Source organism: Pseudomonas sp. D(2018) (assembly GCF_005502555.1).
GTDB classification, from domain to species: domain Bacteria; phylum Pseudomonadota; class Gammaproteobacteria; order Pseudomonadales; family Pseudomonadaceae; genus Metapseudomonas; species Metapseudomonas resinovorans.
The window spans coordinates 70,315-84,585 of record NZ_SCOK01000023.1 but is presented as its reverse complement, the minus strand read 5'-3'; the positions used below and the strand labels follow the sequence as shown (position 1 = coordinate 84,585).

Genomic DNA, 14,271 nt, shown 5'->3' with positions numbered 1-14,271 from the left:
AGGGGAGGGCGGGCCTGGTGGCCCGCCTGGCCTGTCAGTTGTCGTCGAGGAACTTTTCGGCGTCCAGTGCGGCCATGCAGCCTGAGCCAGCAGAGGTAATGGCTTGGCGGTAGACGTGGTCGGCCACGTCGCCGGCTGCAAATACGCCCGGGGTGCTGGTGAGCGTGGCATTGCCTTCGAGGCCGCCCTGGACGATCAGGTAGCCGTCGCGCATTTCCAGCTGACCCTGGAACAGATCGGTGTTCGGCTTGTGGCCGATGGCAATGAACACGCCGGCCAGCGACAGCTCCTTGGTGCTGCCGTCGGCAGTGCTCTTCAGGCGCACGCCGGTCACGCCGGTGTTGTCGCCCAGCACTTCATCCAGCGTGTGGTTCCAGTGCAGGCGCACGTTGCCATTGGCGGCTTTTTCGAACAGCTTGTCCTGGAGGATCTTTTCGGAGCGCAGCTTTTCGCGGCGGTGGATCAGGTGCACTTCCTTGGCGATGTTGGACAGGTAGAGGGCTTCCTCTACCGCGGTGTTGCCGCCGCCGACCACGCAGACCACCTGGTTGCGATAGAAGAAGCCGTCGCAAGTGGCGCAGGCGGAAACGCCCTTGCCGGCGAAGGCTTCCTCGGACGGCAGGCCGAGGTACTGGGCCGAGGCGCCGGTGGCGATGATCAGCGCGTCGCAGCTGTAAGTACCGCTGTCACCCTTGAGGATGAAGGGGCGCTTCTGCAACTCGGCGGTGTGGATGTGGTCGTAGACAATCTCGGTGTCGAAGCGCTCGGCATGTTTTTGCATGCGTTCCATCAGGGCGGGACCGGTGAGGCCTTCGATGTCGCCCGGCCAGTTGTCCACTTCGGTAGTGGTGGTCAGTTGGCCGCCGGGCTGGATGCCAGTGATGACCACCGGCTTGAGGTTGGCGCGAGCGGCATAGACGGCCGCGGTGTAGCCCGCCGGGCCGGAGCCCAGGACGATCAATCGGGAATGCTTGACTTCACTCATAAAAAGGCTCCATAAGTCTTTGTCACGAAAGAGAATGCATGCTCCAATTGAGCATTACGCAAATCGTTGGCGGCTATGCTACACCGAAGCGCGAGACGTCGCCAAAACGCCGGAGCGACAATCCGTTCCCGCATGGCGTCGCGCGGGCAAATCCGTACAATGGGCCACGTTCCGAATGGGTTGGAGCCCGTGATGGCGCACTGCCAGCGGACTTTTACCCTCGACCGACTCTTGAACGCGCCGCGGGCGCAGGAAAAGACGCGTTTTGAAGAATTCCACGACTAGAGCCCAGATCCCTGTCTGGCGCCAGCAAATGCATTATCGCCTCAAGGAAGGTGCGTTGATCGCGCTAGGCGCAGTCTGCCTCTACCTGTGGATGGCGTTGCTCACCTACGATTCCTCCGATCCGGGCTGGACCCACAACAGCAACGTCGAACAGGTACAGAATGCTGCCGGCCGCCTGGGTGCCTGGTTCGCCGATATCCTGTTCATGGCCCTTGGCTATTTCGCCTATGTTTTTCCGCTGCTGCTGGCGATAAAGACGCTGCAAGTCTTCCGTCATCGCCATGAGCCCATTGACTGGAGCGGCTGGTTGTTCTCCTGGCGGCTGATCGGGTTGGTCTTTCTGGTACTGTCCGGCTCCGCGTTGGCTGATATCCACTTTCAGGACCATGCCGGGCTGCCGGCCTCTGCCGGTGGTGCCCTGGGCGAGAGTCTCAGCCATCTCGCGGTCAACGCCCTGAATGTGCAGGGCAGCACGTTGCTGTTCTTTGCACTCTTCCTGTTCGGCCTGACCGTGTTCACCGACCTGTCCTGGTTCAAGGTCATGGACTTGACCGGCAAGATCACCCTTGACCTCTTCGAGCTCATCCAGAATGCCGTCAACCGTTGGTGGAGCGCGCGCCTGGAACGCAAGCAACTGGTGGCCAAGCTGCGTGAAGTCGATGTGCGTGTAAACGAAGTCGCCGCGCCGGTCGTGCCAGACCGCCGCGAGCAGGCCAAGGTCAAGGAGCGCCTGATTGAGCGCGAGGAGGCCCTCACCAAGCACATGACCGAGCGCGAGAAGCGCCCGGCCCCAGTCATAGCACCGCCGCCGCCACCCAAGCCGGCCGAGGCGAGCAAGCGTGTGCAGAAGGAGAAGCAAGCTCCGCTGTTCGTCGATACGGCTATCGAAGGCACTTTGCCGCCCATTTCCATTCTCGATGCCGCCGAGAAGAAGCAGAAAAGTTTCTCTCCGGAGTCTCTGGAGGCCATGTCACGCCTACTGGAAATCAAGCTGAAGGAATTCGGCGTCGAAGTGATCGTGGAATCGGTCCATCCAGGCCCGGTGATTACTCGCTTCGAGATTCAGCCGGCCGCAGGCGTGAAGGTCAGCCGCATCTCCAACCTGGCGAAAGACCTGGCCCGCTCCCTGGCGGTGATCAGCGTCCGCGTGGTGGAGGTGATTCCAGGCAAGACCACCGTTGGTATCGAGATACCCAACGAGGATCGCCAGATCGTGCGTTTCTCCGAGGTGCTTTCTTCGCCTGAGTATGACGACGCCAAGTCGCCGGTCACTCTGGCCCTGGGTCATGATATCGGTGGCAAGCCGATCATCACTGACCTGGCCAAGATGCCCCACCTGTTGGTGGCGGGTACCACTGGCTCCGGTAAGTCGGTGGGCGTGAATGCCATGATCCTGTCGATTCTGTTCAAGTCCACGCCCGAGCAGGCGCGGATGATCATGATCGACCCGAAGATGTTGGAGCTGTCCATCTACGAAGGCATCCCGCACCTGCTTTGTCCGGTGGTTACCGACATGAAGGAGGCTGCCAACGCCCTGCGCTGGAGCGTTGCCGAGATGGAGCGGCGCTACAAGCTGATGGCCGCCATGGGAGTGCGGAACCTGGCGGGCTTCAACCGGAAGGTGAAGGATGCCGAGGAAGCGGGCACTCCGTTGACCGACCCGCTCTATCGCCGCGAGAGCATGGAAGACGAAGCGCCGCTGCTTAAGACACTGCCAACCATCGTGGTCGTTGTCGACGAGTTCGCCGACATGATGATGATCGTCGGCAAGAAGGTCGAAGAGCTGATCGCCCGCATCGCCCAGAAGGCACGTGCCGCCGGCATCCACCTGATCCTCGCCACCCAACGCCCATCGGTGGATGTGATCACCGGTCTGATCAAAGCCAACATCCCGACTCGCATGGCGTTCCAGGTGTCCAGCAAGATCGACTCGCGCACCATTCTCGACCAGGGTGGCGCGGAGCAACTGCTCGGTCACGGCGACATGCTTTACCTGCCGCCGGGCACCGGCTTGCCGATCCGCGTCCATGGCGCCTTCGTTTCCGACGACGAAGTGCATCGTGTGGTGGAGGCCTGGAAGCTACGCGGCGCACCGGACTACATCGAAGACATCCTAGCTGGCGCGGAAGAGGGCGGCGGCAGCTTCTCTGGTGGCGAGGGCAGCGAAGGCGGCAGCGAGGGCAGCGAGGACGACCCGCTCTACGACGAGGCTGTACGCTTCGTTACCGAAAGCCGTCGCGCATCGATTTCCGCAGTTCAGCGCAAACTGAAGATTGGCTACAACCGCGCCGCGCGCATGATCGAGGCGATGGAAATAGCTGGGGTGGTGAGCCCCATGAATGGCAACGGGTCGCGCGAAGTCACTGCGCCGGCACCGGTGCGAGACTGAACCGAAACGGATTTTTGACGAGGATTTCCATGCGACTGATCCGCATGCTCATGGTGGCGGTACTTGGCCTGGCGGCCCTGAATGTCCACGCCGACGACGAGGTGGCCATCAGCCGCCTGACCGAAATGCTGAACAAGGCCCAGACCATCAGTGGTCGTTTCTCTCAGCTGACCCTGGATGGTTCCGGTACTCAACTGCAAGAAACCTCCGGCGAACTCTCGCTGAAGCGGCCGGGCCTGTTCCGCTGGCATACCGATGCGCCGATGGAGCAATTGCTGGTCTCCAACGGAGAGAAGGTGTGGCTGTACGACCCGGACCTGCAGCAGGTAACCATCCAGACTCTGGATCAACGCCTGACCCATACTCCGGCGCTGCTGCTGTCCGGCGATGTCTCAAAGATCAGTGAGAACTTCGACATCACACACAAGGAGGGCGGTGACGTGGTGGACTTCATCCTCAAGCCCAAGGCCAAGGACACCCTGTTCGATACCCTGCGCCTGTCCTTCCGCAACGGTGTGATCAACGACATGCAGCTGATCGACAGCGTCGGCCAGCGCACCAACATCCTCTTCCTTGGGGTCAAGATGAACCAGGCGATCGATGCCGCGCAGTTCAACTTCAAGATCCCGGAAGGCGCCGACGTCATCCAGGAATAAGCTGCAACGCCCATGGACCTCTTCCGCTCCGAACCCATCGCCCAGCCTCTGGCGGCGCGCCTGCGTGCTGCCAGCCTGGATGAGTACGTAGGCCAGGAGCACTTGCTGGCGCCGGGCAAGCCCCTGCGTGAGGCGTTGGAGCAGGGTGCACTGCACTCAATGATCTTCTGGGGGCCGCCCGGGGTCGGCAAGACGACCCTGGCCAAGTTGCTGGCCCAGGTCACCGACGCCCACTTCGAAACCATTTCTGCTGTGCTCTCCGGGGTCAAGGAAATCCGGCATTCGGTTGAAGTTGCCAAGCAGCAAGCTGCTCAGTATGGGCGCCGTACCATCCTATTCGTGGACGAGGTGCACCGTTTCAACAAATCCCAACAAGACGCCTTCCTGCCCTATGTGGAAGACGGCACCCTGATTTTCATCGGTGCTACTACCGAAAATCCGTCCTTCGAGCTCAATAACGCGCTGCTTTCTCGGGCGCGGGTCTATGTGTTGAAGAGCCTGGATGAGGCTGCCTTGCGCAAGCTGGTGGTGCGTGCGTTGAACGAGGACAAGGGGCTTGGCACGCGTAAGCTGAGCCTGCCGGACGAGAGTTTTTCCATCCTGATGGCTGCTGCGGATGGTGACGGTCGACGCCTGCTCAACCTGCTGGAGAATGCCTCCGACCTCGCCGAAGACGGCGGTGAGATCGGGGTGGAACTGTTGCAGAACCTGCTGGGCGATAGCCGTCGCCGCTTCGACAAGGGCGGTGAGGCGTTCTACGACCAGATTTCCGCCCTGCACAAGTCGGTGCGTGGTTCCGATCCGGATGCCGCGCTTTACTGGTATGCGCGCATGCTCGATGGCGGCTGCGATCCGCTCTACCTCGCCCGGCGTGTGGTGCGGATGGCCAGCGAAGACATCGGCAACGCCGATCCGAGAGCCCTTGGTCTGTGCCTGTCGGCCTGGGATGTGCAGGAGCGTCTTGGCAGCCCCGAAGGCGAGTTGGCGGTTGCCCAGGCGATTACCTACCTGGCCTGTGCACCGAAGAGCAACGCTGTCTACATGGCATTCAAGGCCGCTATGCGCGATGCCGCTGAAAACGGTTCGCTTGAGGTGCCGCTGCACCTGCGCAATGCACCGACCAAGCTGATGAAACAGCTGGGTTATGGCGAGGAGTACCGTTACGCCCACGACGAGCCCGATGCTTACGCGGCGGGGGAGGACTATTTTCCCGAGCAGCTTGAGCCTCGCCAGTACTATCAGCCGGTGCCCCGTGGCTTGGAGCTGAAGATTCGCGACAAGCTGCAGCATTTGCACAACCTCGATCGCAACAGCCCCTGGCAACGGAGAAAATAGTGATCGGACTGATTCTTGCTGTCGCCGCTGGTGGTACGGCGGGCACGTTGCTGCGATTCGCTACTGGCAATCTGGTCGCGAGCTACTGGCCACGGTACTTCTACGCCGGTACCCTTGCGGTCAATATCGTCGGTTGCTTGTTGATCGGCTATTTATATGGCTTGTTCCTGTTACGCCCTGAAGTGCCGGTGGAAATCCGTTCCGGCCTAATGGTGGGATTCCTGGGCGGCCTGACGACTTTTTCATCCTTTTCCCTCGACACGCTGCGCCTGCTGGAAAGCGGCCAGCTGCCACTGGCCCTTGGCTACGCAGCGTTGAGCGTGCTGGGTGGCCTGCTCGCCACGTGGGCCGGCCTGATACTGACGAAAATCTGAGAGACGAGAACCTGACATGCTCGATGCCAAACTGGTCCGCACCCAGCCCCGGGAAATCGCGGAACGCCTTGCCACCCGCGGCTTTGAATTGGATGTAGCGCGCCTGGAAGCGCTGGAGAACCAGCGCAAGTCCGTGCAGACCCGTACCGAACAGCTGCAGGCCGAGCGCAATAGCCGTTCCAAGTCCATTGGCCAGGCCAAGCAGCGCGGTGAAGACATCGCACCGCTGCTGGCCGATGTGGACCGCATGGGCAGTGAGCTGGAAGAGGGTAAGCGCGAACTGGAGAGCATCCAGGTCGAGCTGGACAACCTGCTGCTGAATATCCCGAACCTGCCCCATGAGTCCGTGCCCGTAGGCGAGGACGAGGAGGGCAATGTTGAAGTGCGCCGCTGGGGTACTCCGCGCAACTTCGATTTTGAGGTCAAGGACCACGTAGCCTTGGGCGAGCAGTATGGCTGGCTGGACTTCGAAACCGCCGCCAAGCTTTCCGGCGCGCGTTTCGCCCTGCTGCGCGGCCCCATCGCCCGCCTGCATCGTGCCCTGGCGCAGTTCATGATCAACCTGCACGTCACCGACCACGGATATGAGGAGGCCTACACGCCTTACCTGGTTCAGGCTCCGGCACTGCAGGGCACTGGTCAGCTGCCGAAGTTCGAGGAAGACCTGTTCAAGATCTCCCGTGAAAACGAGGCGGATTTCTACCTGATCCCGACCGCCGAAGTGTCCCTGACCAATATCGTCTCCGGCGAGATCGTCGATGCCAAACAACTGCCGATCAAGTTTGTTGCCCATACACCGTGCTTCCGCAGCGAGGCCGGTGCATCGGGTCGCGACACTCGCGGCATGATCCGTCAGCATCAGTTCGACAAGGTTGAGATGGTGCAGATCGTCGAGCCGTCCAAGTCCTTCGAGGCTCTGGAAGGTATGACCGCCAACGCCGAGCGTGTGCTGCAACTGCTCGAGCTGCCGTACCGCGTGTTGGCCCTCTGCACCGGTGACATGGGCTTCAGCGCCACCAAGACCTACGACCTGGAAGTCTGGGTGCCGAGCCAGGATAAGTACCGCGAGATTTCTTCCTGCTCCAACTGCGGCGACTTTCAGGCCCGCCGCATGCAGGCGCGCTACCGTAACCCGGAAACCGGCAAGCCCGAACTGGTACACACCCTGAATGGCTCCGGCCTCGCCGTCGGCCGTACCTTGGTCGCCGTGCTGGAGAACTATCAGCAGGCTGATGGCAGCATCCGTGTGCCCGATGTGCTCAAGCCCTACATGGGTGGTATCGAAGTCATCGGCTGATTGCCCGCCCCCTGCCAGGCAGGGGCAATGGAGCGCCCAACCGCCCGCGTCGCAGCCAGGCTGCACGCGGGCGGTGGCCGTTCAAGCTCTACCTCCACCCGTTATTGCTAGAAGGCGCTGCTATGGAATTCCTCCCGCTGTTCCACAATCTTCAAGGGCGCCAGGTGCTCGTGGTCGGTGGGGGCGAAGTGGCCCTGCGCAAGGCGCGTCTGTTGGCGGATGCCGGTGCGCGACTACGGGTGGTCGCGCCGCAGATCGACGCGCAACTGTTGGAAATGGTCGAGCAGAGTGGCGGTGAATCCCATTTGCGCGGGTACCAGGTTGTGGACCTTGATACCTGTGTGCTGGCAATCGCGGCCAGTGATGACCAAGCGTTGAATGCCGAAGTGTCGGGCCAGGCCCAGGCGCGCGGCATTCCCGTCAACGTGGTGGATGCCCCCAAACTCTGCAGCGTGATCTTTCCCGCTATCGTCGACCGTTCGCCGCTGATAGTTGCGGTTTCCAGCGCCGGTGACGCCCCCGTCCTGGCGCGGTTGATCCGTGCCAAGATCGAAACCTGGATTCCCGCCGCTTACGGTCAACTGGCCGGTTTGGCGAAGAAGTTCCGCAACCAGGTAAAGACCCTGCTTCCTGATGTGCAGCAACGTCGGGTGTTCTGGGAGGAGGTTTTCCAGGGGCCAGTGGCCGAGCGCATGCTGGCCGGGCAGGGCGCTGAAGCTGAGCGCCTGCTGGCTGAACGAGTTGCCGGGGGCGCTCCCAAGGCCCTGGGTGAGGTTTATCTGGTGGGGGCGGGGCCGGGTGATCCCGACTTGCTGACCTTCCGCGCCTTGCGCTTGATGCAGCAGGCCGATGTGGTGCTCTACGACCGTCTCGTCGCGCCGGCCATCATCGAACTCTGCCGCCGTGATGCCGAGCGCATCTATGTAGGCAAGCGCCGCGCCGACCACGCCTTGCCTCAGGACGAAATCAATCGCTTGCTGATCGAGCAGGCCAAGCTGGGTAAGCGGGTGCTGCGGCTGAAAGGAGGCGATCCTTTCATCTTCGGTCGAGGTGGTGAAGAGATCGAAGAGCTGGCAGCCAACGGCATTCCCTTCCAGGTTGTGCCCGGCATCACTGCTGCTTCCGGCTGCTCTGCCTATGCCGGTATTCCGCTGACTCACCGCGACTATGCGCAATCCGTGCGTTTCGTCACCGGCCACCTGAAGGATGGCAGTTGCGATCTTCCCTGGAGGGATTTGACCGCACCTGGCCAGACTCTGGTCTTCTACATGGGGCTGGTGGGTCTACCGTTGATTTGCGAGCAACTGATCAAGCATGGTCGCGCCGCCGAAACTCCGGCAGCGCTGGTGCAGCAAGGCACCACCAGCCGCCAGCGCGTATTTACCGGAACGCTGGCCAACCTGCCGCAACTGGTGGCTGAGCACGAGGTCCACGCCCCCACCCTGGTGATCGTGGGCGAAGTGGTAACCTTGCGCGACAAGTTGGCCTGGTTCGAGGGCGGTCAGGCCGGGGTCTGATCCCTCAACGCCACTGGCCGTGCTTTCAGATGCCCACGACCATGGGGGCGGTTGAAGTCCTGTCTCGGACCCAGAGGCACCACGCCCGTGGGATTTATCGTGCGATGGCTGGCGTAGTAGTGGTGCTTGATATGGGTGAAGTTCACCGTCTCTGCAACGCCCGGCCATTGGTACAGCTCGCGCAGCCAACCTGAGAGGTTGGGGTAGTCCTCCAGGCGCCGCAGGTTGCACTTGAAGTGGCCGTGGTAAACAGCGTCGAAGCGGATCAAGGTGGTGAACAGACGCCAATCCGCTTCTGTGACTCGCTCACCCGTCAGATAGCGTCGTGTTTCCAGTAGTGCATCCAGTTGATCCAGTTCGTCGAACAGAGCGTGGAAAGCCTCTTCGTAGGCGTCCTGGGTAGTGGCGAAGCCAGCGCGATAGACGCCGTTGTTTACGGCCGGGTAGATACGTTCGTTGAGCGCATCGATCTCGGGGCGCAGTGCTTGCGGATAGAAGTTCAGGTGGTTGCCGGTCAGGTGATCGAAGGCGCCGTTGAACATCCGGATGATCTCGGATGATTCATTGCTGACGATGCTGTCGGTCTGCTTGTCCCACAGCAGCGGCACTGTCACACGGCCGCTGTAGTTGGGGCTGTCCCGCGTATAGCGCTGATGCAGGTACGCCAGCCCTCCCAGCTTGTCTCCCGTCGAGCCGAATTGCGGGTCGAAAGTCCAGCCTTGCTCCAGCATCAGCCAGCTCACCACCGATACGTCGATCAGTGATTCCAGGCCCTTCAGCTTGCGGAAGATCAGGGTTCGGTGTGCCCACGGGCAGGCAAGGGATACGTAGAGGTGATAGCGGCCCGATTCGGCGGGGAAGCCGCCGATACCTGAAGGGCCAGGCGAACCGTCGGCAGTGATCCAGTTCCGTCGCCGCGCGCTTTCACGTTGAAAGCGGCCGTCCTTGGCGGTGTCGTACCACTTGTCATGCCATTTTCCATCGATCAGCAGGCCCATGGTTGGTCTCCGAGGTTGGGTTCTGGAGCCAGTTTATCGATGGCGCTTCGATGGAAAAGCGCAATTTCGTGGTTTTAACGATCAGTCAGATCGATATCTTGCGCTCCGCCCAGAGTCGATCAGCTTCGGCAAAGGCCTCTTCTCGTGTTGAGCCCAGGCCGCGTAGGGCAAGGGCCATGGTGGAGCGAACGGCCAGACGGCCGTAATCATCTTCGCTTTCGCCGCGCCATACGGCGACCAACTGGTTGGGGTCCAGGCTGTCCGGCTTTACGTGGCGTTGCGCGGAGAGCGGCGGCCATTCTTCGTCCCAGGCGTTGCCATCGGTGGTTCCGTAGAGGTGGCAGGTGCCATCGGGATTGACTTCGACTTCACCGCCTTCCCCCTTGATCACGATGGCGTGATCGCTCAGTAGCCGGCTGGCTTCGCGGTGTTCCGCCTGGTAGCCCGGGTGGAAGATGCTCTGCAGGCCGCAGCGGGCGCCGAGCGGATTGAGGATGCGGGCAAGGGAGTGGATGGGCGAGCGCAGGCCAAGCGTGTTACGCAGGTCGATCATGCGTTGAAGTTGTGGTGCCCAGGCGCCCAGTGGAATGAACGCCAGTCGGCGCTCGTCGAGGGCATTGGCCACTTGTTGCCAGTCCTGGCAAAGCGGAATGTCCAGCAGTTCCAGTAGCTGTTCACTGTAGAGACGGCCAGCCGTATGGGCGCCGCCACCGTGGAGTAGGATGCGCACACCTCTATCGGCAAGCGCCTTGGCAGCCAACAGGTACCAGGGCAGATGGCGCTTTTTACCGGCGTAGCTCGGCCAATCCAGGTCGACGGGAATTTGTGGTGCCAGGTTCCGTTGTCGGAAGGCTTCGGTGAAGCCGGCCAGTTCCTCGGCGTTTTCTTCCTTGTGCCGCAGGAGCATGAGGAAGGCGCCGAGCTGAGTGTCTTCAACTTCGCCGTCGAGGAGCATGCCCATGGCTTCGCGGGCTTCCTCGCGGGTCATATTGCGTGCGCCGCGCTTGCCCTTGCCGAGTATTCGGACGAATTGGGCGAAGGGATGTTCCGGTGGGGTGACGAGATTCATAGGCAGTTGGTCGGCTTCGGTAGGCCGGCGAGCTTGGCGGCAAGCTTGGCCGGCGCGCCTTTGAAGAGGCGATTGAGGTGCAGGCTGTTACCCTTGTCCGGGCCGAGCTTCTGCGCCACGTACTTGACCAGCGGACGGTTGGCCGGAGAGAGCTGGAACTCGGTATAGAAACCGCGCAGCAGTTCGATGATTTCCCAGTGCTCCGGCTGCAGTTCCAGCTCTTCGCGGGCAGCTAGGGCATTGGCCACCGCTGGACTCCAGTCAGTCAGCTCTTGAAGGTAGCCGTCCTTGTCAAGCGGGATGCTGTGGCCTTCTATCAGCAATTCGCTCATAGCCAACTATTCACCTTGTCGTAGTGACAGCACAACGCGATGAAGGCCGGGTAATCCACCGCGTTCAGGCGCTCCGGCAGATCAGTCAGGGTGCGGGCGTCCAGGTCTTCGGCGAGTGCATGCAGGGTGACGGAGTCGGGCATCAACTCCAGAGCCTGGCGAGCGATGCTGCCAGGTTGAAGGGCATAGACGGCATCACCACTGAGCAGCAGGCCGTCGCCAGCTCCCAGCAGACGCAGGCAGCTACCCATCCGGCTGTCGGCAAAGGGAGAGTGAGAGAGGATGTGCAGGGTGGCCATCAGAGAGTGAGCACCTGGTCGTAGCGGCCGATAAGAGTGGTCAGGGCGCTGTCGTCGAGGACATCTACCGTGAGGTTCAGGGTGGCATTGTCCAGGCCACGCTCCTGCAGGCTGCGCGCAGAGGCGTAGAGCGACTGCACGCCGAACAGGGGGAGCGCCTGGAGGTTGGCGGTCAGGTCCTTCTGCTGGAGTGCCGTCGGCTGCTGCTGGGCGACAAGTTGGAAGACCCCGTCGTCGAGGAATAGCAAGCCGAGGGGCAAATCGAAGGCGCCACCTGCAAGGGCGATGTCCAGCGCTTCGCGGGCGCCGGGGCCGCTCCAGGGCGCCTGGCGACTGATGATCAGCATGGATTTCATCTCAGTTGCCTCCGAAGCTGACCAGGCGGTCGGCCATCTGGGCAGCTTCATGAAGCTGGCCCAGGCCGGACAGTTCCCAGCCTTCGGCCAGATTAGCCGCGGGCCGTTCATAGCGCTGCGCTTCTTCCTGGTTCAGCACGCCGCGGCGCAGTGCCGCCGCAATGCAGACCACGCCGTCCAACTCGTGCTTGCGTACGAACTCGCTCCATTCCGCGGAGAGGTTGGGTTCATCTTGCGGGGCGACGACATTGGCGGAGGCGCTATGCACACCATCCTGATAAAAGAACAAGCGGACGATTTCGTGCCCGCCGGCCAGGCAGGCTTCAGCGAAGCGCAGGGCGCGACGCGAGGAGGGCGCATGGGGTGGCGCAAAGAGGGCGATGGCGAATTTCATGGTCGCTCGGATGACGGGAAAACTGCTGGAATGATACGGCCAGACGCGTTCTTTTTCCCGCCCGGACAGAAAAAAGCCCGCCGAAGCGGGCTAGTCCGAGGAGTTGGTTGGCGATCAATCGTCGCTGCTGAATACGCCAATCAGTTGCAGCAGGCTGATGAACAGGTTGTAGATGGAAACGTACAGGCTGATGGTGGCCATGATGTAGTTGCGCTCGCCGCCATGGATGATGGCGCTGGTCTGGTACAGGATGCAGACCGACGAGAACACCACGAAACCAGCGCTGATCGCCAGTTGCAGGCCGCTGATGTTGAAAAAGAAGCTGGCCAGCATGGCGCCGATCAGGACGAAGAACCCGGCGGTGATGAAACCGCCAAGGAAACTCATGTCCTTGCGAGTGGTGAGCACGTACGCCGACAAGCCGAAGAACACCAGGGCGGTCATGGCGAAGGCCGAGCTGACCACCTCGCCGCCGTTGGGCATGCCGAGATACATATTGAGGATCGGACCCAGGGTGTAGCCCATGAAGCCGGTCAGCGCGAAGGTGGACACGAGACCCCAGGCCGAATCACGCAGCTTCACGGTGAGGAAGAACAGCCCGTAGAAACCGATCAGCACCACAAAGATGCTGGGGTAGGGCACGCGCATCTGCTGGGCGACGTAGGCAACCAAACCGCTGAACGCAAGGGTCAGGGCCAGAAGCCCGTACGTGTTGCGCAGGATGCGGCTGACTTCCAGCTGCTCCGCCTGCGCAGGGTTGAGGGCAAAGTTCTGTTCGTTCATCGCGACACTCCCGAGATTGGTTTCCGTGACCTTGGTCAGACCTGGATATTATCAGAGGCGTGAGAAGGGCCAAATGCAAGAGTTTGACAGCGTGTTGCGTTCCGGTACTATGGCGCCCCGCGCAAGCGGAGGTGTGGCCGAGTGGTTTAAGGCAGCGGTCTTGAAAACCGCCGAAGGGGAGACTCTTCCGTGAGTTCGAATCTCACCGCCTCCGCCATCTTAAATACAGAAAAGCCCCGATTCACGGGGCTTTTTCGTTTCCGGGGCTGGCAAATTACGTTTGCGAGGCTCACGTCCTGGTGTTCAGCTTTTCGCACTCGTTGTTGGCCAGGGCCTCGTCCTGATGCTTGGCGCCGACGTAGTCGCCAGTCGCTCTGTCGATGATGCGGTACCAGTAGGCATCCAACGCCGTTCCTCCGAGAACTTCGCTATTTCTGATTCCTCTGGCGTCTGCTCGCGGGATTCTTTTCACCGAGAAGCGTGCACTCATGGTGGAACTCCTTGTAGGGAAAGAAGTGGAACATTTTTGATAGCCAGAGTTGGCTGATCTCGCAACTGCCCAGTCGCTACGGATCATTTCAGCGGCTCTGACACTCCGTCTGCCGTTCAGTAGTCGCACTTGCGCTTCCAGGGCGTGTTGGCATGCGCGTGCCTTGGTCCAGAGCCTCTCGGCAGGCTGTTGGCTACACGGCGCCAACTTCTTGTCGATCAGGCTCCGTCGGAGTCTCCAGTGGTAGCCGAGCGAGTTTTTCGCGTCTTTTTCTGCGCTTGTAGAGCTTGGCAGACGGACGTGTCATTACGTTGACTGTGCGGCATTTACATTTCGTAACATCTGCACTTTAGTCAGGTTATTGACATTCTGCGGCGCTAAACAAGACGAGCAATAGCTCAAATAGCCCATGTCGTCACTGGTGCAGTTTCCACGAGAGATGCCTTCAGGCGTCCGTCCAGTGTCGAAGGTCAGCAACTGGAGAGAGTCATGAAATGCCCTGACAGCGAGCACGCTACAGGTCGGCCTGAGGATCTGGCTGACGGTGAGGGGAGACGGAAATTTCTGAAACTGACGGCAGCGACTATGGCGGCGCCGCTGCTGATGACGGGTACTAGGGTCCAGTCGGCAACTGTGGTCCCTGTATTTCCGCCGAGTCCACCCACTGTGCCCTGGGCCCATGAGTTGCCCAGGCAAGTGAATCCACTGGGGA

Annotated in this window: 15 protein-coding genes and 1 tRNA gene; 7 read left to right on the top strand and 9 right to left on the bottom strand. The window is 61.2% G+C overall.

The genetic code is table 11. From position 1 onward, the window contains the following. Positions 1 to 34: 34 nt before the first annotated feature. On the bottom strand, positions 35 to 985 hold the full coding sequence (gene trxB / locus FFS60_RS16275) for a thioredoxin-disulfide reductase (RefSeq protein WP_028630499.1): 951 nt from the start codon (positions 983 to 985) through the stop codon (positions 35 to 37). 313 nt (positions 986 to 1,298) lie between these two features. On the opposite strand from trxB, the gene ftsK reads away from it, so the two are divergent. The 6 genes from ftsK (at position 1,299) to cysG (ending at position 8,838) form a co-directional block, all read left to right on the top strand. After that, positions 1,299 to 3,659 carry a DNA translocase FtsK gene (gene ftsK, locus FFS60_RS16270; RefSeq protein ID WP_036997761.1) on the top strand — a complete coding sequence of 787 codons (2,361 nt, stop codon included), beginning with the start codon at positions 1,299 to 1,301 and terminating at the stop codon, positions 3,657 to 3,659. A 29-nt stretch (positions 3,660 to 3,688) separates the two neighbouring features. Next, positions 3,689 to 4,315, top strand: a complete 627-nt coding sequence (gene lolA, locus FFS60_RS16265; RefSeq protein ID WP_028630501.1) for an outer membrane lipoprotein chaperone LolA — start codon at positions 3,689 to 3,691, stop codon at positions 4,313 to 4,315. 12 nt (positions 4,316 to 4,327) lie between these two features. Continuing rightward, a complete protein-coding gene (locus FFS60_RS16260; RefSeq protein WP_028630502.1) occupies positions 4,328 to 5,650 on the top strand; it encodes a replication-associated recombination protein A in 1,323 nt (440 codons plus the stop codon). Beyond that, positions 5,650 to 6,024: a fluoride efflux transporter CrcB gene (crcB, locus tag FFS60_RS16255; protein ID WP_028630503.1), complete on the top strand. Its 375-nt coding sequence runs from the start codon at positions 5,650 to 5,652 to the stop codon at positions 6,022 to 6,024. Before FFS60_RS16260 ends, crcB begins: the two co-directional genes overlap by 1 nt. 16 nt (positions 6,025 to 6,040) lie before the next feature. Further along, entirely contained in the window at positions 6,041 to 7,321 is a 1,281-nt protein-coding gene (gene serS / locus FFS60_RS16250; protein WP_028630504.1) for a serine--tRNA ligase, read from the top strand. A 122-nt stretch (positions 7,322 to 7,443) separates the two neighbouring features. Next, positions 7,444 to 8,838 (top strand): siroheme synthase CysG, encoded by a 1,395-nt coding sequence (gene cysG, locus FFS60_RS16245; protein ID WP_137822544.1) that lies wholly within the window; start codon positions 7,444 to 7,446, stop codon positions 8,836 to 8,838. Here cysG and FFS60_RS16240 read toward each other — a convergent pair. From FFS60_RS16240 to FFS60_RS16210, 7 genes are all read right to left on the bottom strand, one after another. Further along, positions 8,823 to 9,836, bottom strand: coding sequence for a glutathione S-transferase family protein (locus FFS60_RS16240; protein ID WP_137822543.1), 1,014 nt, complete (start codon positions 9,834 to 9,836; stop codon positions 8,823 to 8,825). The two genes, cysG and FFS60_RS16240, sit on opposite strands and share 16 nt — an antisense overlap. Positions 9,837 to 9,921: 85 nt before the next feature. Further along, entirely contained in the window at positions 9,922 to 10,905 is a 984-nt protein-coding gene (locus tag FFS60_RS16235) for a glycosyl transferase family protein (RefSeq protein WP_028630507.1), read from the bottom strand. Next, positions 10,902 to 11,237, bottom strand: coding sequence for a TusE/DsrC/DsvC family sulfur relay protein (locus tag FFS60_RS16230; RefSeq protein ID WP_028630508.1), 336 nt, complete (start codon positions 11,235 to 11,237; stop codon positions 10,902 to 10,904). The genes FFS60_RS16235 and FFS60_RS16230 overlap by 4 nt, the downstream gene beginning before the upstream one ends. Further along, positions 11,234 to 11,536 carry a sulfurtransferase complex subunit TusB gene (tusB, locus tag FFS60_RS16225; RefSeq protein WP_028630509.1) on the bottom strand — a complete coding sequence of 101 codons (303 nt, stop codon included), beginning with the start codon at positions 11,534 to 11,536 and terminating at the stop codon, positions 11,234 to 11,236. Before tusB ends, FFS60_RS16230 begins: the two co-directional genes overlap by 4 nt. Further along, a complete protein-coding gene (gene tusC, locus FFS60_RS16220; RefSeq protein WP_137822542.1) occupies positions 11,536 to 11,892 on the bottom strand; it encodes a sulfurtransferase complex subunit TusC in 357 nt (118 codons plus the stop codon). The genes tusB and tusC overlap by 1 nt, the downstream gene beginning before the upstream one ends. Before the next feature lies 1 nt (position 11,893). Further along, the gene (gene tusD, locus FFS60_RS16215; protein ID WP_028630511.1) at positions 11,894 to 12,286 is read right to left on the bottom strand and encodes a sulfurtransferase complex subunit TusD; all 393 of its coding nucleotides are present in this window, start codon (positions 12,284 to 12,286) and stop codon (positions 11,894 to 11,896) included. A gap of 114 nt (positions 12,287 to 12,400) precedes the next feature. Beyond that, on the bottom strand, positions 12,401 to 13,069 hold the full coding sequence (locus tag FFS60_RS16210; protein WP_028630512.1) for a Bax inhibitor-1/YccA family protein: 669 nt from the start codon (positions 13,067 to 13,069) through the stop codon (positions 12,401 to 12,403). A gap of 127 nt (positions 13,070 to 13,196) precedes the next feature. Between FFS60_RS16210 and FFS60_RS16205 the strand changes: the two genes are divergently transcribed. Further along, positions 13,197 to 13,286, top strand: a tRNA-Ser gene (locus FFS60_RS16205). A gap of 72 nt (positions 13,287 to 13,358) precedes the next feature. Here the strand turns inward: FFS60_RS16205 and FFS60_RS16200 are convergent. After that, positions 13,359 to 13,559: a hypothetical protein gene (locus tag FFS60_RS16200; RefSeq protein WP_137822541.1), complete on the bottom strand. Its 201-nt coding sequence runs from the start codon at positions 13,557 to 13,559 to the stop codon at positions 13,359 to 13,361. Between the last annotated feature and the right edge of the window lie 712 nt (positions 13,560 to 14,271).

Coding starts and splice junctions, on each gene's coding strand:
- trxB (WP_028630499.1), bottom strand. CDS start 985: ATGAGTGAAGTCAAGCATTCCCGATTGATCGTCCTGGGCTCCGGCCCG.
- ftsK (WP_036997761.1), top strand. CDS start 1,299: ATGCATTATCGCCTCAAGGAAGGTGCGTTGATCGCGCTAGGCGCAGTC.
- lolA (WP_028630501.1), top strand. CDS start 3,689: ATGCGACTGATCCGCATGCTCATGGTGGCGGTACTTGGCCTGGCGGCC.
- FFS60_RS16260 (WP_028630502.1), top strand. CDS start 4,328: ATGGACCTCTTCCGCTCCGAACCCATCGCCCAGCCTCTGGCGGCGCGC.
- serS (WP_028630504.1), top strand. CDS start 6,041: ATGCTCGATGCCAAACTGGTCCGCACCCAGCCCCGGGAAATCGCGGAA.
- cysG (WP_137822544.1), top strand. CDS start 7,444: ATGGAATTCCTCCCGCTGTTCCACAATCTTCAAGGGCGCCAGGTGCTC.
- FFS60_RS16240 (WP_137822543.1), bottom strand. CDS start 9,836: ATGGGCCTGCTGATCGATGGAAAATGGCATGACAAGTGGTACGACACC.
- FFS60_RS16235 (WP_028630507.1), bottom strand. CDS start 10,905: ATGAATCTCGTCACCCCACCGGAACATCCCTTCGCCCAATTCGTCCGA.
- FFS60_RS16230 (WP_028630508.1), bottom strand. CDS start 11,237: ATGAGCGAATTGCTGATAGAAGGCCACAGCATCCCGCTTGACAAGGAC.
- tusB (WP_028630509.1), bottom strand. CDS start 11,536: ATGGCCACCCTGCACATCCTCTCTCACTCTCCCTTTGCCGACAGCCGG.
- tusC (WP_137822542.1), bottom strand. CDS start 11,892: ATGAAATCCATGCTGATCATCAGTCGCCAGGCGCCCTGGAGCGGCCCC.
- tusD (WP_028630511.1), bottom strand. CDS start 12,286: ATGAAATTCGCCATCGCCCTCTTTGCGCCACCCCATGCGCCCTCCTCG.
- FFS60_RS16210 (WP_028630512.1), bottom strand. CDS start 13,069: ATGAACGAACAGAACTTTGCCCTCAACCCTGCGCAGGCGGAGCAGCTG.
- FFS60_RS16200 (WP_137822541.1), bottom strand. CDS start 13,559: ATGAGTGCACGCTTCTCGGTGAAAAGAATCCCGCGAGCAGACGCCAGA.